Genomic DNA, 20251 nt, shown 5'->3' on the forward strand with positions numbered 1-20251 from the left:
ACGGTTTGAGACTCACGATGCGCCGTTTGCTGTTCTGTTTCCTGCTCACCCTCACCTCCCTCACGGTATTCGCCGCCGAAGCCGCCAGGCCCAAGGTTGGCCTGGTGTTGTCGGGGGGCGCGGCCCGTGGCCTGGCCCACATTGGTGTGCTCAAGGCCCTGGAGGAACAGGGTGTGCGCATCGACGCCATCGCCGGCACCAGCATGGGGGCCGTGGTCGGCGGCCTGTATGCCTCGGGCTACAGCGTCGAAGAGCTGGAAAAGCTCGCCACCACCCTCGACTGGCAACAGGCGCTGTCCGACGCCCCGCCGCGCAAGGATGTGCCGTTCCGGCGCAAGCAGGATGACCGCGACTTCCTGGTCAAGCAGAAGCTCAGTTTTCGCGACGACGGCAGCCTGGGCCTGCCGCTGGGCGTGATCCAGGGCCAGAACCTGGCGCTGCTGCTGGAAAGCAAGCTGGCGCACACCGCCGATACCCGTGACTTCGACAAGCTGCCCATCCCCTTCCGCGCCGTGGCCACCGATATCGCCAGTGGCGAAAAGGTGGTATTCCGCCGTGGCCACCTGCCCCAGGTGATCCGCGCCAGCATGTCGATCCCGGCGGTGTTCGCCCCGGTCGAGCTGGACGGCCGGCTACTGGTGGACGGCGGCATGGTCGACAACATCCCGGTGGACGTCGCCCGTGAAATGGGTGTGGACCTGGCCATCGTGGTCGACATCGGCACCCCGCTGCGTGACCGCAAGCAGCTGGCCACGGTGGTCGACGTGCTCAACCAGTCGATCACCCTGATGACCCGGCGCAACTCGGAAGAACAACTGGCCAGCCTGCACCGCGATGACATCCTCATCCAGCCACCGCTGACTGCCTTCGGCGTGACCGATTTTGGCCGCGCCAAAGAAATGATCGAGGCCGGCTACCGCGCCACCCGCCTGCTCGACCCGCGCCTTGCCGCCCTGCGCCAGCCCGAAGGTGACAACAACCTGGCCGTGGCCCGCTCGCCGCGCCAGCGCACGCCGACGATCACCGCAATCAAGATCGAGAACGACTCCAAGGTCAGCGACGAGGTCATCCGCTCGTACATTCGCCAACCGATCGATGCGCCGCTGGAGCTCGGCCGCCTGCAGACCGACATGGGCACGCTGTACGGCCTGGACTACTTCGACCGGGTACAGTACCGCGTGGTGCACAAGGGCGACGACAACACCTTGGTGATCAATGCCCGTGGCCGACGCGGTGGCACCGACTACCTGCGCCTGGGCCTGAACCTGTCGGACGACCTGCGCGGCGACAGTGCCTTCAACCTGGGTGCCAGCTACCGGGTCAACGGCATCAACAGCCTCGGCGCCGAATGGCTGACCCGTGGCCAGATCGGCGACCAGCAGGAGCTGTACAGCGAGTTCTACCAGCCGCTGGATGTGGGCTCGCGCTATTTCATCGCACCGTATCTGGACTTCGGCTCGCAGAACATCGAAGCCACCCTGGACAACGACCCAGTGGCCGAGTATCGCCTGGAGCGCTACGGCTTCGGCCTGAACCTGGGGCGGCAGATCGGCACCAACGGTGAAGTGCGCCTGGGCGTGGGCAAGGCCTGGGGCGAAGCCGAGGTGCGCATCGGCGACCAGGACCTGCCCAAGGTCAGTTTCAACGAAGGTTTCTACGAGCTGAAGTACTCGTTCGACACCCTCGACAATGTGTACTTCCCGCACCGCGGCGAAGATATCGGCCTGACCTTGCGCAAGTATGACCAGTCGCTGGATTCCGACCAGGATTACCGGCAGTGGATGTTCAACCTGGACAAGGCCATCAGCAGCGGGCCGAACACCTTCGTGCTGGGCGGGCGCTACGGGCGCACGCTGGATGATACCGAGGTGGTGACTTCGAGCTTCGTGCTGGGTGGCGCGCGGGAGCTTTCAGGCTTCCGCCAGGATTCGGTATCGGGGCAGAACGTGAGCCTGATGCGCATGGTCTACTACCGCCGCCTGACGCCACGGGCCTACGTGCCGCTGGACTTCCCGCTGTACATCGGAGGGTCGCTTGAGCGAGGGCGGGCTTGGAACAACGATAACGAGTTCGACAGTGGCTACATCAACGCGGCGAGCATCTTCCTGGGGCTGGAGACGCCGCTGGGGCCGTTGAACCTGAGCTACGGGGCCAACAGTGCGCATGAGCAGGCGGTGTACCTGAACCTGGGGCATACCTTCTGAACCGTCGGGGCTGCCTTGCAGCCCATCGCGACACAAGGCCGCTCCTACAGGAGTACGCGATCCCCTGTAGGAGCGGCCTTGTGTCGCGATGGGCCGCAAAGCGGCCCCAGGGCCCCTCAGGATTTTTCGAGGTTGGCCAGGATCTTGGCATGCACCCGCATGCACACCTGTAGCTCCGCTTCATCCACGCCAGTGAACAGCTCGACCCGCAACTGATTGGCAATAGTCTCGATCTGGTCGATCAGTGGCTTGGCCGGCGGGCACAGCACGATCTTCTTCGCCCGCCGGTCCTCCAGCACTGCCTGCCGACGTACCAGCCCCTGCGCCTCCAGGCTGTCGAGCAGGCGCGCCAGGGTCGGGCCTTCGACGCCCACGCTCTGGGCCAGCTCACGCTGGGTCGGGGCCTCTTCGAAACGGGCCAGGTGCAGCAACACCAGCCAGCGCGCCTGGGACAGGTTGAGCCCGGCCAGGCGGCGGTCCAGCTCGGCACGCCAACCCCGGGACATCTGGGCCAGCTGCATGCCGAAGCGGTGTTGGTTGTCGGTCAGGGGCATAAGCAACTCATTGAACAGATCTAATTATTAGGCAGCTAACCATGCCCCGCCCCACGAGGCAAGGCTCGGGCACCCTGGAATATCCGATAATCGTCAAAAAACATGACAAAGGTCAGCAGATGGCAGTTCTGCCTTCGAACCTGTCGTCACTTACAGTTCGAACTCGGCCGCCAGCGCAGCCCGCACGCAGTACAGCACGCCCTCCGGCACCCGTGCCCCGAACAGCGGCGCAATCGCCGACACTGGTGGCAACTCGCCCTCGCCATCGAGGAAGGCATCCTGCACCTCCATCATCAGGTCTTCCGGCAGGTCCAGGGCCTGTTCCAGGCTCAATTCCTGGCGGCCCAGCGCCTCGGCCAGCAGGCTGTAGACATTCTTCTCGCTGCAGTTGAGCTGGCCGGCGATCTGCGCCGGAGTCATGCCGGCGCGGGCCAGGCTGATCAGTTCGTGGCGCAGGTCGAGCACCACTTTCGGTGCTTCGTCGGTGCCGCCGCTGTTGTTCAGCACCTCGAGGAAGGCCTGGCCATAACGCTCCAGCTTGCGCGCCCCCACGCCGCTGACCTGGGCCATGTCGCTGAGGCTGACCGGCTGGCTGCGCAGCATCTCCAGCAGCGTCGAGTCGGGGAAGATGACATAGGGCGGCACACTGTGTTCTTCGGCCAGCTTGCGCCGCAGGGTACGCAGTGCCTCCCACAGCTCGCGCTCTTCGGCACGCACCAGTTGGCTGGCCGGGCTGCCGCCACTGGACGAAGAAGTCCTGGCGGTGGTCTGTGGCTTGAGGTCACGGCGCAGCTGCAGGGTCACCTCGCCACGCAGCAGCGGCCGGCAGCTGTCGGACAGGCGCAGGCCACCGTAGCCTTCCAGGTCGATGTCGACCAGACCGCGCGCCACCAGCTGACGGAACAGCGAACGCCACTCGACCTCGGCCAGCCCCTTGCCGACGCCAAACACCGAGAGTTTTTCGTGGCCGAAATTGCGCACCTTCTCGGTGTCCTTGCCCAGCAGCACATCGACCAGGTGACCGACACCGTAGCGCTGGCCGGTGCGGAACACCGCCGACAGCGCCTGGCGGGCAGGCTCGGTGGCATCCCAGGTCTGCACCTGGTCGACACAGTTGTCACAGTGCCCGCACGGTTGCTCGAGCGTTTCGTCGAAATAGGCCAGCAGTGACTGGCGGCGGCAGCGGGTTTCTTCGCACAGGGCCAGCATGGCGTCGAGCTTGTGCTGCTCGATGCGCTTGTGGCGCTCGTCACCTTCGGAGTTCTGCAGCATCTGCTTGAGCATGACCATGTCCTGCAGGCCGTAGGCCATCCAGGCATCGGACGGCAGCCCGTCACGGCCGGCGCGGCCAGTCTCCTGGTAGTACGCCTCGAGCGACTTGGGCAGGTCAAGGTGGGCGACAAAGCGCACGTTGGGCTTGTCGATACCCATGCCGAAGGCGATGGTGGCGACCATGATCAGCCCTTCCTCGTTGAGGAAGCGGTGCTGGTTGGCCGCACGCGTCTCGGCAGCCAGGCCGGCATGATACGGCAGCGCCGGGAAGCCCTGATCGCAGAGGAAGGCAGCGGTTTCGTCGACCTTCTTGCGGGACAGGCAATAGACGATGCCGGCGTTGCCGCGGCGCTCGCCGAGGAAGGCCATCAGCTGCTTGCGCGGCGCCTCCTTGGGCACGATGCGGTAGAAGATGTTGGGCCGGTCGAAACTCGACAGGAAGCGTTCGGCGCCTTGCAGGTGCAGGCGCTGGACGATCTCTTCGCGGGTGCGCATGTCGGCGGTGGCGGTCAGCGCGATGCGCGGCACATGCGGGAACAGCTCGGCCAACTGGCCCAGTTGCAGGTATTCGGGGCGGAAATCGTGGCCCCATTGCGACACGCAGTGGGCCTCGTCGATGGCGAACAGCGAGATATCCAGGTCGCGCAGGAAGTCGAGCATGCGCGGCTGCACCAGCCGCTCGGGGGCCAGGTACAGCATCTTCACTTCGCCACGGCGCAAGCGCCCGGCCAGGTCACGCTGCTGTTCCGGGGTCAGCGTGGAGTTCAGCGCGGCGGCCGGCACACCCAGTTCATCGAGCGTGGCGACCTGGTCGTCCATCAGCGCAATCAATGGCGAGACCACCACCGTCAGGCCCGGGCGCAGCAGCCCCGGCACCTGGAAACACAGCGACTTGCCGCCGCCGGTGGGCATCAGCACCAGGGCATCGCCGCCATTGGCCACGCAGTCGATGATCGCTGCCTGGCGCCCGCGGAAACTGTCGTAGCCGAAGACGTCCTTGAGAACGCGCTGAGCCTGTTCGAGCATGTGCAACTCCACAAATCGCCGTACCATCCCGGATACAGGCTGGACGAAAAACCCGCCCCGCACACGCCAAATGCGTAAGCGGTTTTTGCCAGGCAGCCGGCAAAACCTGCCCCTGGATGAAAAATCGCGGAGTATACCGCAGCACCGCCCCGCGCAGGGCACCACTGCGATAGACGTTCCCTTTGCCCCGCCGCCGTCGCAAGGTGCTAGAATTCGTTATCGTTTATTCCCCAAGGTAGCCCTGTAATGTCCTTCGCCGAGCAACTGACCCGCCTGCAAGCCTTCCTCGACGCCGACGAGCTGCACGAAGAAGCTCTGGACTACGTCGCCGCCCACGGCTACCTCACCGCCCTGTCGATCAATGCAGAGGACGTGCCCGAGCGCGAGTGGATCGACGCCCTGTTCGCCGAAGAGCCGCACTACGCCAGCGACGCTCAGCGCACCGAGATCGAGGCCACCCTGGTGGCGCTCAAGGCACACATCGCCCGCCAGCTGGCCAGCGACGACGAGTTCGAGCTGCCGTGCGACCTCGACCTGACCGACGAACCGGACGATTCCGACCTGCGCGGCTGGTGCATCGGCTTCATGGAAGGCGTATTCCTGCGTGAAGAGGCCTGGTTCGAGAACGCCGAAGAAGAAGTCAGCGAGATGCTGCTGCCGATCATGGTCGGCTCGGGCCTGTTCGACGAGCAGCCGGAGTTCGCCGACATCGCCAGCAACGCCAACCTGCAGGACGACATGATCGTACAGATCCCCGAAGCGCTGACGGCGCTGTTCCTGCTGCTGCATGCCCCTGACGAAAAGCCGGCGCTGCTCAAGCCACGCCACCACTAAGACGCCTGTGCGCTACCTGCTGCTGGCCACCGGCTGGCTCAGCGTCGCGTTGGGGGTGTTGGGGATATTCCTGCCGGTACTGCCCACCACCCCGTTCCTGCTGTTGGCGGCCGCCTGCTTTGCCCGCAGCTCGCCGCGCTTTCACCACTGGCTGGTCCATCACCCGAAGCTCGGGCCATGGATCCGTGACTACCTCAGTGGTGAAGGTATCCCCCTCAAGGGCAAGGTCTACGCCATCGGCCTGATGTGGGCCAGCATCGGCCTGTCGTGCTATCTGGTCCCCCTGTTCTGGGCGCGCACCTTCATGTTGGCCAGTGCCGTGCTGGTAAGCCTGTATATCCTCAGCCAGAAAACCCTGCGCAAGCCAAAGTGACAATATTTTGTCGCCAAATATCAACTTCGCCTAACTTTTATCCTACTTATCCGAAATAATTCTGGAACTCTGTGGAAGCCACGTATTACTTGGCTTACAGGTTTTTTTTCGCTGCCCGAATCTTGTTCTTTCGTAAGCCTGTTAGACAGTTTAACTATTAAATGTCAATATGATATGAATAAATCTTCTTATCTATCGCGATGAATGTACTTAGCTGTCTTATTAAAAACCTGCAACACTATGTGTAATTTCTTTATCGTCATTTTTTTGGCGAGCGGCAGGATCAATTCCAGGATCAGGGAGATGTACCATGCGCGTCTTGAACCCCATCACCAGTGCATTACTGTTGGCCCTGGCGAGTGCCAACGTACAGGCGATGTCGATCACCGAGGCTGTCCAGAGCGCCGTGGATTACCACCCGCAGGTCAGCTCCAATCGCAACAGCAAGCTGTCGGCTGATGAAGATGTGAAGTTTGCGCGTGGTGGCTACTACCCTACCGTGGATCTGGTCGCCGGCTATGGTCGCCAGCGTTCGGACAACACTACGACTCGTGCCGAGGGCAACCACAACAAGGAAACCCTCAACTACACCCAGTCCGAGCTGCGCCTGCGGCAGATGATCTTCGACGGCTTCAACACCTCGAATGAAGTGGGCCGCACCGAAGCGGTCTCCACCTCCCGCGCCTACTACACCCAGGCTGTTGCCCAGGATGTCGCGCTGCGTGCAGTCGAGGTTTACCTGGAAGTGCTCAAGCGCCGCGAGCTGGTGACCCTGGCCAGGAACAACCTGCAAGCCCACCTGCGGGTCAACGACCAGATCGGCCTGCGCAACGAGCGCGGCGTCGGCAGCACCGCCGACCTCGACCAGTCCCGCGCACGTCGCGCCCTGGCTGAAAACAACCTGGACACCGCCGAAGTCGACCTGGCCGATGCCGAGGCCAACTTCTTCAGCGTCGTCGGCCGTATGCCGGACGAGCTGGAAAGCCCACAATCGATCAAGGTGGAAATGCCGGCCGATCTCGAACAGGCGCGTGAAGGCATGCGCCAGAACAACCCTTATATCAAGTCGGCCCAGGCTGACGTGAATGCCGCCGAGAAACAGTACGAAGTGGCCAAGTCGACCTTCTATCCTCGCTTCGATGCCATCCTGGCCACAGGTGCCAACAACAACACCGGCGGCGAGAAGGGTCACAACAATAACGACTGGCAAGCTGGCGTCGAGATGAACTACAACCTGTTCCGCGGCGGCAGCGACAAGGCCCGCCTGAACTCCGACGCACACAAGGTCAACCAGGCCCTGGACATTCGCAACAACGCCCTGCGTGAGCTGACCGAGAACCTGAGCCTGGCGTGGAACGCCATGAACAACGCCAGCAAGCAGCTGCCGACTGCGCGTGAATACGCCGAGACCACCAAGCGCGTGCGCGCGGCCTACCAGGACCAGTTCGGCCTGGGCCAACGCACCCTGCTGGACGTGCTGGACAGTGAGAACGAGCTGTACAACGCCGACCGCCGCTACACCGAAGTGCGTTACACCGAGGAGTTCTCGCGCTATCGCGTACTGGCGACCATGGGCGAGCTGCTTAGCAAGCAACGTATTTCGCTGCCGCCGGAAGCGCTGGCTTCAACCGAAGTACGCACCGAGGCGCGTTTGCCCGATATGCGTTGATCGGGTTCGAGATAGCCGGGGCCGCTTTGCGGCCCTATCGCCGGCAAGCCAGCTCCCACAGGTACAGCTCAAGCTTCACCCTTTGTGTTCCAGCTGTAGAAACACAAACTTGGGCCCTGCCGCTGCACCTGTGGGAGCTGGCTTGCCGGCGATAGGGCCATCACTGCCACCTCACCCCTCACCATGATTGCGCTGAAACGTCTCTACACCCATGGCCCTTATCTGCCCCTCGATCAACGCCTCGAACGGTGCCAGCAGCGCATCGAAACAGGCAGGCTGCTCCAACGCGTTCAACGCCCCCACCACGGCCTCGATAGTCGATAACGCCCCCGCCTGCGGCGCCTTGCGCAACCGGTAGCGTGAAGGTGCGACAGCCCCCAGCGTCACCCGCGGCAATGCTTCCAGCAACGGGTTCAGGTACAGCAGCTTGCGCGCCTTGCGCCAGGTGCCGTCGGGCACGATCAACAGCAAGGGTTTGTCGTCCGTCTCGCCATAGGCCAGCAATTCCTGGGCGTCATCGCCCGGGAACAGCAGGGCCGGCCGGTAACCCGGGGTCGCCAGCAATTCGCTCAGGTCATCGAATACCTCGCCTACCCGCAACTCGGCGTTGTTCAGGCCAAGAGCGGCCAGGCGGGCGGTATTCAGGGCATGGGATATTTCACTGGGATGCTGCAGCAGGATGACGCGGGTGCGGCTTTCGAGTGCGGGGATCAGTGAGCATAGGCAATGGTCGAGCGGGCGCTGGCAGCGCTCGCAGCGGAGTCTGGGCATGGGGTTCTCCTTGGCGGGAACAGTTTGCCACAGAACCGGGGCCCGCTTTGCGGGCCTTTCGCCGGCAAGCCAGCTCCCACTTCGACCGCATTGACCCCAAGCCATGTGCAAATACCTGTAGGAGCGGCCTTGTGTCGCGATGGGGCGCGAAGCGGCCCCAGGTTTTCAGCTTCGCAGCAAATATTGTCGGGGCCGCTGCGCGGCCCATCGCGACACAAGGCCGCTCCTACAAGGGACAGTGCTGGCTTGAAGAGATATCCAAGCCAGTTGCTCCCAAAGGACCACCATAGGCCTGAGCCTTGTGCTGTACCTGTGGGAGCTGGCTTGCCGGCGAAAGGGCTGCAAAGCAGCCCCTGCGATTTCAGCGGTTGAACCGCTCCGCCAGGCTATGCAGGTATTCCGCCATGCGCTCCAGGTCCTGGCTGATTTCGGCGCCTTGCCTGGCCTGCCCGGCACTTTGGTCGCACAGGTGGGCTATCCGCACGATCTGCTGGTTGATGTCCTCGGCCACATGGCTCTGCTGCTCCGATGCCGTCGCCATCTGCTGGCTCATGCCGGTGATACGGCTGACCGCCTGGGCAATCCCGCTCAACGCTGCCTGCACCGCCTCGACACTGTGCACACTGTCCCGCGAGATCTGCTCGCCGCGGCTGGCGGTGCTCACCGCACGCTCTGCCCCGGCGCGCAACGAAGCAATGATCTGGTGGATCTCTTCGGTCGAAGCACGGGTGCGCTGGGCCAGTGATCGCACTTCGTCCGCCACCACGGCAAACCCGCGCCCCTGTTCGCCGGCACGGGCCGCCTCGATGGCCGCGTTGAGCGCCAGCAGGTTGGTCTGCTCTGCGATCGAGGTAATCACGTCGACCACGCTGCCGATCGACTGAGTCTGCTCGGCAAGCGCATTGACGGCCTGGCCGATATCGTTGACCGCATTGCTCATGCTGCCCATGGCTTGCAAGCTCTGCATGGCCAGCTCGCTGCCCTGCTGCGCCAGCTGGTCGGCATCACCCGCTGCATGCGCCGTGCTCTGCACGTTATGGGTAACCTGCTGGATGGTCGCCGCCATCTGCGCGATGGCGGCGGCGGATTGGTCGGTCTCGTTGCGCTGACGGTCGAGCATCTGTGCCTGGGCATCGGACAAGTCGGACGACTGCGCCGCCCGCGACTTCACCCCGACCCCTGCATCCACCAGGCGGGTCAACGCCGTTTGCAGGCGCGCTTCCTCACTGATGATGGCCAGGTCGAGTTGGCCTTGCAGGCCCGGGTTATCGCTGTAGGTCAGCGCCACCAGCGGGCTGGTGAAGGCTTTGGGATGTTCGGCCAGCGTGCGGCGGACGGCCTGGTTCTGCCGGTGCTCGACCAGATACCAGGCCACCAGCAGGCTGGCCATCAACACCCCGAGCGCCGCGTAAGGCGCTAGCCACAGGTAGCCCGCTGCCGACACCAGGCCAGCACCGATCAATGGCCAACCGTGGCCCAGGCCATGCCCCAGGCGGGCCACCCACGGCACCGGTGCGCGGCCGGTCCGCAAGCGCGCGTACAGCGCCTCGGCACGGCGGATCTGCTCACGGCTGGGCACTGAGCGCACCGACTCGTAGCCACTGATGCGGCCCTGCTCGTAGATGGCCGTGACATAGGCGCTGACCCAGTAGTAATCGCCGTTCTTCGCTCGGTTCTTGACCACGCCCATCCAAGGTTTGCCTTGTTTGATGGTTTCCCACATGTGGCCGAACACGGCCGGCGGCATGTCCGGGTGGCGCACCAGGTTGTGGGGTTGGCCGACCAGTTCGTCGTAGGTGAACCCGCTGATCTCCACGAAAGCGTCGTTGCAGTAGGTGATGCGGCTGTTGAGGTCAGTGGTGGAAATCAGGCGTTGGTCGTTGGGAAAGGTTCTTTCGTGCTCAGTGACGGGCAAATTCATGCGCATCTTGGGCAATCCTTGCAGGATTAAAGGGAGGTAGTCAGCAGCACACGCTGATTTGATATATAGCAGGGCGCCATTATGTTGTCGGTCAGCGGCGCCAACTATTTAACGAGCACCGACGAAATACAGCATGTGCCGGACTTCAGCCCACGATGAGCTGGCTTTTGAGCAGGTCGCGGAAGGTCTGGATCAATGGCTCGCGACTGCGCCCGCGGCGAATGATCAGCGAAAACGGTGCCTGGTAGCCGAAGGTCGACGGCGACAGCACGCGCAAGTCGCCCTTGTCGACCCAGGCCTGGGCATAGTGCTCGGGCAGGTAGCCGATGTAGGCCCCGGACAGGATCAGGATCAACTGCGCCTCCATGCTCTCCACGGTTGCCGCGCTGTGCTTGAAGCCATGCCGGGCCAGCTCGGCCTGGCTCCAGTAGCCACGCCCGACCATGCGCTGCTGGGTCACCACTTGCTCGGGGATGCGCCGCTCGGCATACAACGGGTGGCGGTTGCTGCAATACAGCCAGTGCTGCTCACGATACAGCGGCTGGTAGAGCAGCCCGCTCATGCGCGAGGAAAACGCCCCGATGGCCAGGTCCAGGCGGTTGTCCTGCACGCCCAGTTGCAGCTCGTAAGGGCTGGACACCGACAGGTGCAAGTGCACGGCCGGGTGTTCCTGGCTGTAGGCGCCGATGGCCTCGGCCAGCGGCAAGGCCCGGTCACCGACCGTGGAGTCGATCACCCCCAGGTTGAGGGTGCCGCGCAACTCGCCCTTGAGGGCGGCGGCATACTGTTCGAAACCGTCCAGCTCGGCCAGCAGGCGCAGGGTTTCCTGGTGGAACAGCTCGCCCTTGCTGGTCAGGCTGAACCCGCCACGGCCGCGGTGGCACAGCACGATCCCCAGGGCGCCTTCGAGCTGGCTCATGTAGGTGCTGATGGCCGAGGTCGACAGGTTCAGTTCGCGCTGGGCATTGGCAAAGCCCTGGTGGCGCACCACGCTGACAAAGATGCGCAGCAGTTTCAGGTCGGGCAAGGTCGAGGCCATGATGCAACGGTTCCGCAAGGGTATTTGCGCGCAGTCTAACCGCTCTGCGCCTTTAGTTCAGAAATTCCTGAACTAAGTATTTGCCGGTAGCGATTTTTCCCCGGCACTACCTTCAGCAGACTTGGCCGAAATGTCCCTGCCCGCCAGCAAGACCAAACCTGAAAGGCGCGCGGCGGCACAGGTTCGAACAAACAGAACAATCGACCGACTGATGAGGCCCACCGTGGACAAGATCCTCCACCAACCACTGGGCGGCAACGAAATGCCGCGTTTCGGCGGCATCGCCACCATGCTCCGTCTCCCCCACCTGCAAAGTGCCCAAGGCCTGGACGCCGCCTTCATCGGCGTGCCACTGGATATCGGTACCTCGCTGCGCTCCGGCACCCGCTTCGGCCCGCGCCAGATCCGCGCCGAATCGGTGATGATCCGCCCGTACAACATGGCCACCGGGGCCGCACCGTTCGACTCGCTGTCGGTGGCCGACATCGGTGACGTGGCGATCAACACCTTCAACCTGCTGGACGCCGTGCGCATCATCGAAGAAGCGTATGACGAGGTCCTCGAACACAACATCATCCCGCTGACCCTGGGTGGCGACCACACCATCACCCTGCCCATCCTGCGCGCGCTGCACAAGAAGCACGGCAAGATCGGCCTGGTGCACATCGATGCCCATGCCGACGTCAACGACCACATGTTCGGCGAGAAAATCGCACACGGCACCACCTTCCGCCGCGCCGTGGAAGAAGGCCTGCTCGATTGCGACCGCGTGGTGCAGATTGGCCTGCGCGCCCAGGGCTACACCGCCGATGACTTCAACTGGAGCCGCCGCCAGGGCTTCCGTGTGGTCCAGGCCGAAGAGTGCTGGCACAAGTCGCTGGAACCGTTGATGGCCGAAGTGCGCGAAAAGGTCGGCGGTGGTCCGGTGTACCTGTCGTTCGACATCGACGGCATCGACCCGGCCTGGGCGCCTGGTACCGGCACCCCGGAAATCGGTGGCTTGACCACCATCCAGGCGATGGAGATCATTCGCGGCTGCCACGGCCTGGACCTGATCGGCTGTGACCTTGTCGAAGTCTCCCCGCCTTACGACACCACCGGCAACACCTCGCTGCTCGGTGCCAACCTGCTGTTCGAGATGCTCTGCGTGCTACCGGGCGTTGTCCGCCGGTAAACGACGGCCCTTTGTAGGAGCGGCCTTGTGTCGCGACCGGGCCGCAAGGCGGCCCCCGGACTGTGGCGGTGTCGCATAGGCTGCCGGGGCCGCTCTGCGGCCCGATCGCGACACAAGGCCGCTCCTACAGAAAGCGCCCGCAGTACTCGCTACACCCCGGCAGGAGCCATATGGGAGGGCCATTGAGGCCCGCCAACAACACGACAAGACCGCCGGGCGCCGTGAACCCGCCCGCGTGGTCAATCTCGCCATAATAAAGATAATCGGGAGACCCCCAATGGCCTTGGACATCATTGTTGTAATGATCTATACCGCCGGCATGCTCGGGCTTGGCTGGTATGGCATGCGGCGCGCGAAAACCCATGAGGACTACCTGGTGGCCGGGCGCAACCTCGGCCCGGTCCTGTACATGGGCACCATGGCCACCACCGTACTCGGTGGCGCTTCTACCGTCGGCACCGTACGCCTGGGCTACGTCCACGGCATCTCAGGCTTCTGGCTGTGCGCAGCCCTGGGCCTGGGCATCATCGCCCTCAACCTGTTCCTCGCCAAACCCTTGCTGCGCCTGCGCATCTTCACCGTGACCCAGGTGCTTGAGCAGCGCTACAACCCGGCCGCACGCCAGGCCAGCGCCGTGATCATGCTGGCCTACGCGCTGATGATCGGTGTCACCTCGACCCTGGCCATGGCCACTGTATTGCAGGTGCTGCTCGACCTGCCGTTCTGGGCCTCGCTGATGCTGGGCGGTGGTGTGGTGGTGCTGTACTCGACCATTGGCGGCATGTGGTCGCTGACCCTGACCGACATCGTCCAGTTCGTGATCAAGACCGTCGGCCTGATGTTCATCCTGCTGCCAGTGTGCCTGTACAAGGCCGGTGGCTGGGACACCCTGGTGGCCAAGCTGCCGGCGGCCAGCTTCCAGCTGACCACCATTGGCTGGGACACCATCATCACCTACTTCCTGATCTACTTCTTCGGCATCCTCATCGGCCAGGACATCTGGCAGCGAGTGTTCACTGCCCGTGACGAGAAGGTCTGCCAGCGCGCCGGCACCACCGCCGGTGTGTACTGCGTACTGTACGGCCTGGCCTGCGCCGCGATCGGCATGGCCGCGCATGTGCTGATGCCCGACCTGGCCAACCCGAACAATGCCTTTGCCGAGATGATCAAGACCACCCTGCCCGATGGCATCCGTGGCCTGCTGATGGCAGCGGCGCTGGCCGCCATGATGTCCACCGCCAGCGCCGGCCTGCTGGCTGCGTCGACCACCCTGACCGAAGACCTGCTGCCCAAGCTGCGTGGCGGCAAGGCGTCGAGCCTGGGCGTCAGCCGCCTGTTCACCCTGCTCACCGGCCTTGTGGTGCTGGGCATCGCCCTGGTGGTGAACGATGTAATCAATGCCCTGACCCTGGCCTACAACCTGCTGGTCGGCGGCATGCTGATCCCGCTGATCGGCGCGATTTTCTGGAAGCGCGCTACCACTGCCGGGGCTATCGCCAGCATGTCGCTGGGCTTCGCGACCGCGCTGCTGTTCATGTTCAAGGATGGGCTGGAGGCCAATACGCCGATCTACTACAGCCTGGCGGTTGGCCTGGTGAGTTTTGTGGTGGTCAGCCTGATGTCGCGCAAGCCGGCGGCGGCGGTGAAGCTGGCCTGATAGATCCGGGCTGCCTGTACTGGCCCTTTCGCGGGTAAACCCGCTCCCACAGGAATATCACAGGCCGAGTGCTGTGGGAGACCTGTGGGAGCGGGTTTACCCGCGAAGAGGCCGGTACAGGCAACAGATTTTCATCAGGCACAAAAAGGCCGCTGCACCCACCCAGGTGCAGCGGCCTTTGTCTGTATCAGCGACGACGCGGTTGGCGTTTGCGCTGCTCTTCATCAGTCGGGATCGGCACCGGCTGCAAGGGTGGTGGAATCAGCCCCAAGGCGACAGCCAGGTCGTGGAGCCAGTTGGACAGTGGTTTATTCATAATGCCCCCTTGACGGGTCAGCCTCACGGCAATTCAATCCTGCGATGTTTCATACAGATCATAGCCCTATGTCCTGTATTACGCATGCCTCTACAGCTACAGATAAGGGCCATTTTGATACGGATCAAGCCGTACCGGCGCATTCCGACGACTGGTTAATCGTTTCGCTTTGTTGCAGGTCGATCCAGGCCTGCAAATTCGCCCCACGCATGCCCTGGCGCCACATCAACCAGGTGACCGCCTGATCGAATGGCGCCTGCAACGGATGGACCCTTACCTGATCGCGCCCGGGCAGGCTGTCGAGCATCGACCTGGCCATCATTGCCACGCCCGCGCCGGCGATCACGCAGGCCAGCATGCTCTGGTACGACTCGATCTCCATCACCCGGCCCATGGGCGTATGGGCATGGGCATACCAGGCCTCCAGGCGCATGCGGTACGAGCAGCCCTGGCGGAAAGTGAACACCGCCTTGCCCGCCACGTCCTTGGCAGTGTGCACCGCCGGGTGCTCGGGGCTGGTAATCAGCACGAGTTGCTCATCGCACAGCGGCACACCATCCAGCCCGGCCAGGCCCGGCGGCCCGTCCACCAGGGCCGCGTCCAAAGTGTGGTTGAGCAGGCCTTCCAGCAGCTCGCCACTGGGCGCCGCACGCACCTGCAGGTTAACCGCCGGATAGGCCTGGTGATAGCGCGCCAGCAACCTCGGCAAATGGGTCGCCGCCGTGCTGTACATGGTCCCCAACACGAAGTCCCCGGCCGGCTGGCCACCGCGCACGGCGGCCAGTGCCTCGTCGCGCAAGGCAGACATGCGGTTGGCATAGTCCAGCAGCACCTTGCCCGCCGGCGACAGCTGCAGACGCTGGCGCTCGCGCAGGAACAGCTCGACACCCAGCTGTTCCTCGAGCTGGCGCAAGCGCGTCGACAGGTTCGACGGTACCCGATGCAGGCGCTCTGCGGCACGGGTGACCGAACCTTCCTCGGCAACGGCCTGGAAGATACGCAGTTGGCTGAACTCCACGGCATTCTCCAAAACAGAACAACTTGATCATCATTATTCAATTTTATTGAAAAAGAAACCGCCCTAACCTGCCAACCATCGCTTACCCCTTGCAGGAGACTTGTCATGTCGCCACTCATTCAACTGCTGGCCAGCGCCGTGGCGCTGATGATGGCCATGGGCATCGGGCGTTTCGCCCTGACTCCGCAGCTGCCGCAACTGATCGCCGAAGGCCAGCTCGACCTGACGGTCGCCGGGCTGGTCGCAGCGGCCAACTACCTGGGTTACTTCATCGGCGCAGTCGATGCCATGTTCGCCCGCTCGCCGGGCCAGGTGCGCCTGCGCCTGCACGGCGGGCTGTGGCTGTGCGTGCTGCTGACCCTGGTCTCATGGGCCGCCGACGGATTCTGGAGCCACCTGCTGCTGCGCTTCGGCACAGGCGTGGCCAGCGCCTGGGTGTTGGTGATGATCACCAGTCTCAGCCAGCAGGTAGCCAATGCCAATAACCGACAGCGCCTGGGTGCCTTGGTGTTCGCAGGGCCTGGTCTGGGTATTGCCTTGACCGGTTTGCTGGCACTGGTGGCGCACCTGTGGGGGTTGGGCTCGGCAGCACTGTGGCTGATCTATGCCGTGGCCGCGCTGGTGATGCTGCTGGCGGTCCGGCCTTGGCTGCCCGGGGCGCTGCAAGCGGCGCCGGTGCCGTCAGCTGCACGCCAAGGCCCGACGGGCAGTGTCGGCATCGGCCGCCTAGGGCTGGTGTATGCGCTATATGGCGTGGGCTACATCTTGCCGGCCACCTTCCTGTCGCAGATGGCCAACCAGCATTTTCGTGGGCAGTGGCTTGCCGACCTGTTCTGGCCTGCGTTCGGCCTGGCGGCGGCGCTGGGAGTGCTGCTGGTCAGCCTGCGCCGCGGCGGCCGTACCTCGATCTGGCTCACCGCCACCCTGTGGCTGCAGGGGCTGGGTGTACTGGCCTGCCTGATGGGCGGGGGTGTCGGGCTGGCGTTGGGCGTGGTGCTGTGTGGCGGGCCGTTCCTGGCCTGCATGCAGCTGGTGATGCAACGTTCGCGGGAGCTGGCGCCGCATGCCACCCAGCGCAATGCCGGGCTGCTGACGGCCTGCTTTGCCCTGGGGCAATTGAGCGGGCCATTGTTGGCGGCGGTCAGCAGCCATTACAGCGGCGGGCTGCAGCCGGCGCTGATGGTGGCGGCGGGAGGGTTGGTGGTGGCTGGGGGGTTGGTCTTGTTTGCCAGCTCGGTACAGCAAGGCAGCGCCTGTCAAGCCAAGGCTGCATCCTGAGTTGTGGTTGCCTGTACTGGCCTCTTCGCGGGCTCGCCCGCTCCCACAGGGGCCGCACAATCTTCAAGACCTGTGCAGTACCTGTGGGAGCGGGCGAGCCCGCGAAGAGGCCGGTACAGGCCAGCCCTTACCCCACAAACTTACGCAATTGCTGCTTCACCCAAGGCTCGGCACTCACCAGTACCACCCCCAGCAGCACCATCAACGCGCCAACCACAAAGTTCAGGCTCAGCGGCTCATCCAGCAGCAACACGCCAAAGGTTACCCCGAACAGCGGGGTGATGAACGAAAACACCGCAAGGTTCGATGCCAGGTATTTGCGCAGCAACCAGAACCAGGTCAGGTAGCTGATGAACGACACCACAATCCCCTGGAACAGCACACTGCCCATCGCCAGCGGCGTCAGCGCCACCGCGCCGATCTGCCCGCTGAGCAAGGCAATCAGCAGCAACCCGGCAAAGCCCACCGCCAGCTGATAGAACAGGGTCAAGGTCGCCGGCGCCTCCGACAGCCGCGAGCAGCGCACCACCACTGTAGTCGCCCCCCAGGCCAGCCCGGCGATCACGCCAAAGGCATCGCCCAACAGCGTGCGGCCATCCATGTGCTCGAACGACATACCGCCGGCAAATGCCATGGCAATGCCGCCGAACGCCAGCAGGATCCCCAGCCATTGCAGCAGCCGCAGGCGTTCGCTGGGCAACCTGAAATGCAGGCCCAACGCGGTAAACACCGGCGCGGTATAGAGGAACACCGACATGTGCGCCGCCGAGGTCAGCTTCAGCCCCTCTGCAATGAACAGGAACTCCAGGCCGAACAGCCCGCCCGCCACCACCCCGGCACGCCAAGTGCTGCCGACCTGGTTCCAACCTCCGCGCCAGCACAGCATCAGGCCCACCAGCACGGCGGCGATGCCGTTGCGCAACGCCGCCTGCATCACCGGCGCGATATCGATGGCGGCAGTCTTGATCAAAACCTGCTGGCAACCCCAGATCAGGCATAGCCCCAGCATCACCTGGAAGGCAAAGGCATCAGGGTTCTTGCGGACCGCGCTCATAGGCGGGCCTCGACGGTGGTCATTGGCATGGGCGAGGTCTCGGTAGTGTTCATGAACTACCGATTATCGGGTTTCCATGGCCGCCCTTGCCACCCTCAAAACGACCTCAGGCGATCTGTGCCTTCGCCGACACCTGCTCGAATGTGGTTTCGTCCAGCGCATCCTCCTGCTCGTCCAGCACCTGGCGCGGGTGCTCGAAGCCCGGGATGCTGCTGTCGATCAGGCTCATCAGCCGCGAACCACGCTCGGTCAGCACGAAGTTCTCGCCGTTGCCGCCGTCCTCTTCGGGCCGGGTTTCGATGAAACCACGCTCGAACAACAGCCTTTCGTACTCGCAGGCACGGGTTTTCAAGTGGTCCAGGTCGCCCACCGGCTCCCCCTTGGCAGCCAGTGCCGCAGCGTGCTGCTCGGCATAGGGGCGTGGCGTGAAGCTGTGACCGGCGCCGTTCTGCACCTCGTGCAGCAAACGCTCGATCAGGTCCCAATCGTAGGCGATGCTCATGGCTACGGGCTCCTGCTGTGGACGGAAGGGGTACACAGGTTGGGACCTATCGAGGTTGCCCGGCGTTCCGAAATATCTTAGCGCTGGCGTTGTTGCGCTTGCATGTACTGGCGCAGCAACTGGTTGATCCGGGTCTGGTAGCCACTACCCTGCTCTTTGAACCAGGCGAGGACATCGGAATCGAGGCGAATGGTCACCGTCTGCTTGGCTGGAACTCGCAGCTCGGCCTCTCGGAAGAAATTTTCATCCAGCTCAGGAATATCCGAGGTATCAATAGCCTGGTCGTCCTGTCGAGCCAGGCGACTCCAGTCAGTTTTCGATGCTTTGGTCATAATGTTTGGCCTCCCATCTGGTGGCTTTGCGTGCAGAAATGATGCGAATGACATCACCCTGCCTTTCCGTGTACACGACCACGCCTATCAGACACTTCAGCCAGCCCAGGCAGACCCAGCGCTCCTCATCATGGTCCGTATTGTCATCACGGCGATTCAACATCGGGTGATTGAACATATCTGGAACATCGCTGAAATCGATGCCGTGCTTGCGGATGTTTATCTGGTTCTTGGCATCGTCCCATTCAAAGAACATGGGACGCTCCGTAATTACATCTGTACATACGATACCTCCTGATCCATGCCAAGGCTAGGGGGCGATCGCCCACTCTTCAATAGCTTCAGGAGGTTTTGGGAAAGGGATTACAACCTGGAGGGAAGTGGCCTGGCCAACCGGCTAGCAAGGCTCGGTTACTGCTTGACCAGATAGTTGATGAACAATCGAAACAGCTCCGCATTCCCGGCAATCCCCAGCCGCTGCCAGATGTTGTGCCGGTGTACTTTCACTGTGCCCTCCGAGATGCCCAGCTCGCGTGAGATCGACTGGCTGCTGTGCCCTTGCAGGATCAGCTTGGCCACATGCCGCTGGGTTTCGGTCAGCTGGCCCTGGAGGATATCGACGAAAGCATCTTCCAACTGGCTGTCGGACTCCTGCGGGTCGGCCAGGTCATCGGCATGTGCCAGGCGCAGGTGCTGGCTGAAAATGGCATCGATGACCGGCGTCAACGCTGCCAGTCGCTGCGCTTCCTCGGCCTCGAACGCGCCCTTGTCCAGGCCACGCATCAACGAATACACCAGGGCGGTCCGTAGCCTTACCGGCACGATGAAACCGATCTCTTCGATCAGGCTGCCGTGGTGCGACGAGACGCAGGGGTGGATGTCGTGGGAGATGGAAAAGCCCGAGGCGAAGAAGCTGTCCGGGGCGAGTTCGCGCATCCGCCACAGGCCACCCGGGTGGTTGTTGGTACAGGCGACGTAGAACGGGTCGAGCAGATAGCCGCCGCGCAGGTAGGCTTTCAGCGTACGTTCGGCGACTCGCTGGTTGTAGCCGTCATGAATCAGCAGCGCGGGTTGGTTGAAGCGAAACAGGTAGGCGCAGCTCATGTCGAAATCGACCACGCCCTTGAGCGCGGTGTCGAGGGCCGGGCCCAGTGCATCGCTGCCGATGCTGCGAATGACCGCACCCAGGCGGTCGGCGTTGTCGCTGTTCATTGCGGAGGCCCGTGCGGTGTGGGAGAAGGCGCAAATGCCGCCCGG

Annotated in this window: 19 protein-coding genes; 7 read left to right on the forward strand and 12 right to left on the reverse strand. The window is 63.4% G+C overall.

Going from position 1 to position 20251, the window contains the following annotated elements:
* Positions 1 to 17: 17 nt before the first annotated feature.
* The gene (locus JV551A3_RS23490) at positions 18 to 2204 is read left to right on the forward strand and encodes a patatin-like phospholipase family protein (protein ID WP_133974545.1); all 2187 of its coding nucleotides are present in this window, start codon (positions 18 to 20) and stop codon (positions 2202 to 2204) included.
* Between the two features lie 116 nt (positions 2205 to 2320).
* On the opposite strand, the gene JV551A3_RS23495 is transcribed toward JV551A3_RS23490, so the two are convergent.
* Positions 2321 to 2758: a MarR family transcriptional regulator gene (locus JV551A3_RS23495; protein WP_013973685.1), complete on the reverse strand. Its 438-nt coding sequence runs from the start codon at positions 2756 to 2758 to the stop codon at positions 2321 to 2323.
* 150 nt (positions 2759 to 2908) lie between these two features.
* Positions 2909 to 5056 carry a DNA helicase RecQ gene (recQ, locus tag JV551A3_RS23500; RefSeq protein ID WP_133974547.1) on the reverse strand — a complete coding sequence of 716 codons (2148 nt, stop codon included), beginning with the start codon at positions 5054 to 5056 and terminating at the stop codon, positions 2909 to 2911.
* Between the two features lie 246 nt (positions 5057 to 5302).
* Here recQ and JV551A3_RS23510 point away from each other — a divergent pair, with 246 nt between their 5' ends.
* The 3 genes from JV551A3_RS23510 (at position 5303) to JV551A3_RS23520 (ending at position 7932) form a co-directional block, all read left to right on the forward strand.
* Positions 5303 to 5890, forward strand: coding sequence for a YecA/YgfB family protein (locus tag JV551A3_RS23510; protein WP_133974549.1), 588 nt, complete (start codon positions 5303 to 5305; stop codon positions 5888 to 5890).
* Entirely contained in the window at positions 5844 to 6263 is a 420-nt protein-coding gene (locus JV551A3_RS23515; protein WP_166674294.1) for a YbaN family protein, read from the forward strand. Before JV551A3_RS23510 ends, JV551A3_RS23515 begins: the two co-directional genes overlap by 47 nt.
* 310 nt (positions 6264 to 6573) lie before the next feature.
* Complete coding sequence (locus tag JV551A3_RS23520; RefSeq protein ID WP_112253187.1) at positions 6574 to 7932, forward strand: TolC family outer membrane protein; 1359 nt, start codon at positions 6574 to 6576, stop codon at positions 7930 to 7932.
* Positions 7933 to 8103: 171 nt separating this feature from the next.
* Here JV551A3_RS23520 and JV551A3_RS23525 read toward each other — a convergent pair whose 3' ends face one another.
* The 3 genes from JV551A3_RS23525 to JV551A3_RS23535 form a co-directional block, all read right to left on the reverse strand.
* Positions 8104 to 8703 carry a tRNA-uridine aminocarboxypropyltransferase gene (locus JV551A3_RS23525; protein ID WP_133974551.1) on the reverse strand — a complete coding sequence of 200 codons (600 nt, stop codon included), beginning with the start codon at positions 8701 to 8703 and terminating at the stop codon, positions 8104 to 8106.
* A gap of 361 nt (positions 8704 to 9064) precedes the next feature.
* Positions 9065 to 10630 (reverse strand): methyl-accepting chemotaxis protein, encoded by a 1566-nt coding sequence (locus JV551A3_RS23530; RefSeq protein ID WP_133974553.1) that lies wholly within the window; start codon positions 10628 to 10630, stop codon positions 9065 to 9067.
* Positions 10631 to 10769: 139 nt separating this feature from the next.
* Complete coding sequence (locus tag JV551A3_RS23535) at positions 10770 to 11663, reverse strand: LysR family transcriptional regulator (protein WP_133974556.1); 894 nt, start codon at positions 11661 to 11663, stop codon at positions 10770 to 10772.
* 223 nt (positions 11664 to 11886) lie between these two features.
* Here JV551A3_RS23535 and speB point away from each other — a divergent pair, with 223 nt between their 5' ends.
* Both speB and JV551A3_RS23545 read left to right on the forward strand, forming a co-directional pair.
* Positions 11887 to 12837, forward strand: coding sequence for an agmatinase (speB, locus tag JV551A3_RS23540; RefSeq protein ID WP_133974558.1), 951 nt, complete (start codon positions 11887 to 11889; stop codon positions 12835 to 12837).
* Positions 12838 to 13114: 277 nt separating this feature from the next.
* A complete protein-coding gene (locus JV551A3_RS23545) occupies positions 13115 to 14494 on the forward strand; it encodes a sodium:solute symporter family protein (protein ID WP_133974560.1) in 1380 nt (459 codons plus the stop codon).
* Positions 14495 to 14681: 187 nt separating this feature from the next.
* On the opposite strand, the gene JV551A3_RS31220 is transcribed toward JV551A3_RS23545, so the two are convergent.
* Positions 14682 to 14810, reverse strand: a complete 129-nt coding sequence (locus JV551A3_RS31220; protein ID WP_009683677.1) for a PA1414 family protein — start codon at positions 14808 to 14810, stop codon at positions 14682 to 14684.
* 124 nt (positions 14811 to 14934) lie between these two features.
* Positions 14935 to 15828 (reverse strand): putrescine utilization regulator PtrR, encoded by an 894-nt coding sequence (gene ptrR, locus JV551A3_RS23555; protein WP_133974562.1) that lies wholly within the window; start codon positions 15826 to 15828, stop codon positions 14935 to 14937.
* A gap of 105 nt (positions 15829 to 15933) precedes the next feature.
* On the opposite strand from ptrR, the gene JV551A3_RS23560 reads away from it, so the two are divergent.
* The gene (locus JV551A3_RS23560) at positions 15934 to 17106 is read left to right on the forward strand and encodes an MFS transporter (RefSeq protein WP_133974564.1); all 1173 of its coding nucleotides are present in this window, start codon (positions 15934 to 15936) and stop codon (positions 17104 to 17106) included.
* Positions 17107 to 17233: 127 nt separating this feature from the next.
* Here JV551A3_RS23560 and JV551A3_RS23565 read toward each other — a convergent pair whose 3' ends face one another.
* The 5 genes from JV551A3_RS23565 to JV551A3_RS23585 form a co-directional block, all read right to left on the reverse strand.
* Entirely contained in the window at positions 17234 to 18160 is a 927-nt protein-coding gene (locus JV551A3_RS23565) for a DMT family transporter (RefSeq protein WP_112253194.1), read from the reverse strand.
* Between the two features lie 106 nt (positions 18161 to 18266).
* On the reverse strand, positions 18267 to 18662 hold the full coding sequence (locus tag JV551A3_RS23570) for a hypothetical protein (protein ID WP_013973698.1): 396 nt from the start codon (positions 18660 to 18662) through the stop codon (positions 18267 to 18269).
* Between the two features lie 77 nt (positions 18663 to 18739).
* Positions 18740 to 18994 carry a BrnA antitoxin family protein gene (locus JV551A3_RS23575; RefSeq protein ID WP_046614667.1) on the reverse strand — a complete coding sequence of 85 codons (255 nt, stop codon included), beginning with the start codon at positions 18992 to 18994 and terminating at the stop codon, positions 18740 to 18742.
* Positions 18972 to 19250 carry a BrnT family toxin gene (locus tag JV551A3_RS23580; RefSeq protein WP_133974566.1) on the reverse strand — a complete coding sequence of 93 codons (279 nt, stop codon included), beginning with the start codon at positions 19248 to 19250 and terminating at the stop codon, positions 18972 to 18974. Before JV551A3_RS23580 ends, JV551A3_RS23575 begins: the two co-directional genes overlap by 23 nt.
* Positions 19251 to 19405: 155 nt before the next feature.
* On the reverse strand, positions 19406 to 20206 hold the full coding sequence (locus tag JV551A3_RS23585; protein WP_133974568.1) for a helix-turn-helix transcriptional regulator: 801 nt from the start codon (positions 20204 to 20206) through the stop codon (positions 19406 to 19408).
* Positions 20207 to 20251: the final 45 nt, after the last annotated feature.

The sequence above is a fragment of the Pseudomonas inefficax genome (assembly GCF_900277125.1).
GTDB classification, from domain to species: Bacteria; Pseudomonadota; Gammaproteobacteria; order Pseudomonadales; family Pseudomonadaceae; genus Aquipseudomonas; species Aquipseudomonas inefficax.

What these genes read in the sequence shown, in the direction of transcription:
- JV551A3_RS23565 (WP_112253194.1), bottom strand. Translation starts at nt 18,160, where the DNA reads ATGAGCGCGGTCCGCAAGAACCCTGATGCCTTTGCCTTCCAGGTGATG.
- JV551A3_RS23570 (WP_013973698.1), bottom strand. Translation starts at nt 18,662, where the DNA reads ATGAGCATCGCCTACGATTGGGACCTGATCGAGCGTTTGCTGCACGAG.
- recQ (WP_133974547.1), bottom strand. Translation starts at nt 5,056, where the DNA reads ATGCTCGAACAGGCTCAGCGCGTTCTCAAGGACGTCTTCGGCTACGAC.
- JV551A3_RS23510 (WP_133974549.1), top strand. Translation starts at nt 5,303, where the DNA reads ATGTCCTTCGCCGAGCAACTGACCCGCCTGCAAGCCTTCCTCGACGCC.
- JV551A3_RS23530 (WP_133974553.1), bottom strand. Translation starts at nt 10,630, where the DNA reads ATGCGCATGAATTTGCCCGTCACTGAGCACGAAAGAACCTTTCCCAAC.
- JV551A3_RS23575 (WP_046614667.1), bottom strand. Translation starts at nt 18,994, where the DNA reads ATGACCAAAGCATCGAAAACTGACTGGAGTCGCCTGGCTCGACAGGAC.
- JV551A3_RS23585 (WP_133974568.1), bottom strand. Translation starts at nt 20,206, where the DNA reads ATGAACAGCGACAACGCCGACCGCCTGGGTGCGGTCATTCGCAGCATC.
- JV551A3_RS23535 (WP_133974556.1), bottom strand. Translation starts at nt 11,663, where the DNA reads ATGGCCTCGACCTTGCCCGACCTGAAACTGCTGCGCATCTTTGTCAGC.
- JV551A3_RS23490 (WP_133974545.1), top strand. Translation starts at nt 18, where the DNA reads ATGCGCCGTTTGCTGTTCTGTTTCCTGCTCACCCTCACCTCCCTCACG.
- JV551A3_RS23525 (WP_133974551.1), bottom strand. Translation starts at nt 8,703, where the DNA reads ATGCCCAGACTCCGCTGCGAGCGCTGCCAGCGCCCGCTCGACCATTGC.
- JV551A3_RS23515 (WP_166674294.1), top strand. Translation starts at nt 5,844, where the DNA reads ATGCCCCTGACGAAAAGCCGGCGCTGCTCAAGCCACGCCACCACTAAG.
- JV551A3_RS23580 (WP_133974566.1), bottom strand. Translation starts at nt 19,250, where the DNA reads ATGTTCTTTGAATGGGACGATGCCAAGAACCAGATAAACATCCGCAAG.
- JV551A3_RS23495 (WP_013973685.1), bottom strand. Translation starts at nt 2,758, where the DNA reads ATGCCCCTGACCGACAACCAACACCGCTTCGGCATGCAGCTGGCCCAG.
- JV551A3_RS31220 (WP_009683677.1), bottom strand. Translation starts at nt 14,810, where the DNA reads ATGAATAAACCACTGTCCAACTGGCTCCACGACCTGGCTGTCGCCTTG.
- JV551A3_RS23520 (WP_112253187.1), top strand. Translation starts at nt 6,574, where the DNA reads ATGCGCGTCTTGAACCCCATCACCAGTGCATTACTGTTGGCCCTGGCG.
- JV551A3_RS23545 (WP_133974560.1), top strand. Translation starts at nt 13,115, where the DNA reads ATGGCCTTGGACATCATTGTTGTAATGATCTATACCGCCGGCATGCTC.
- JV551A3_RS23560 (WP_133974564.1), top strand. Translation starts at nt 15,934, where the DNA reads ATGTCGCCACTCATTCAACTGCTGGCCAGCGCCGTGGCGCTGATGATG.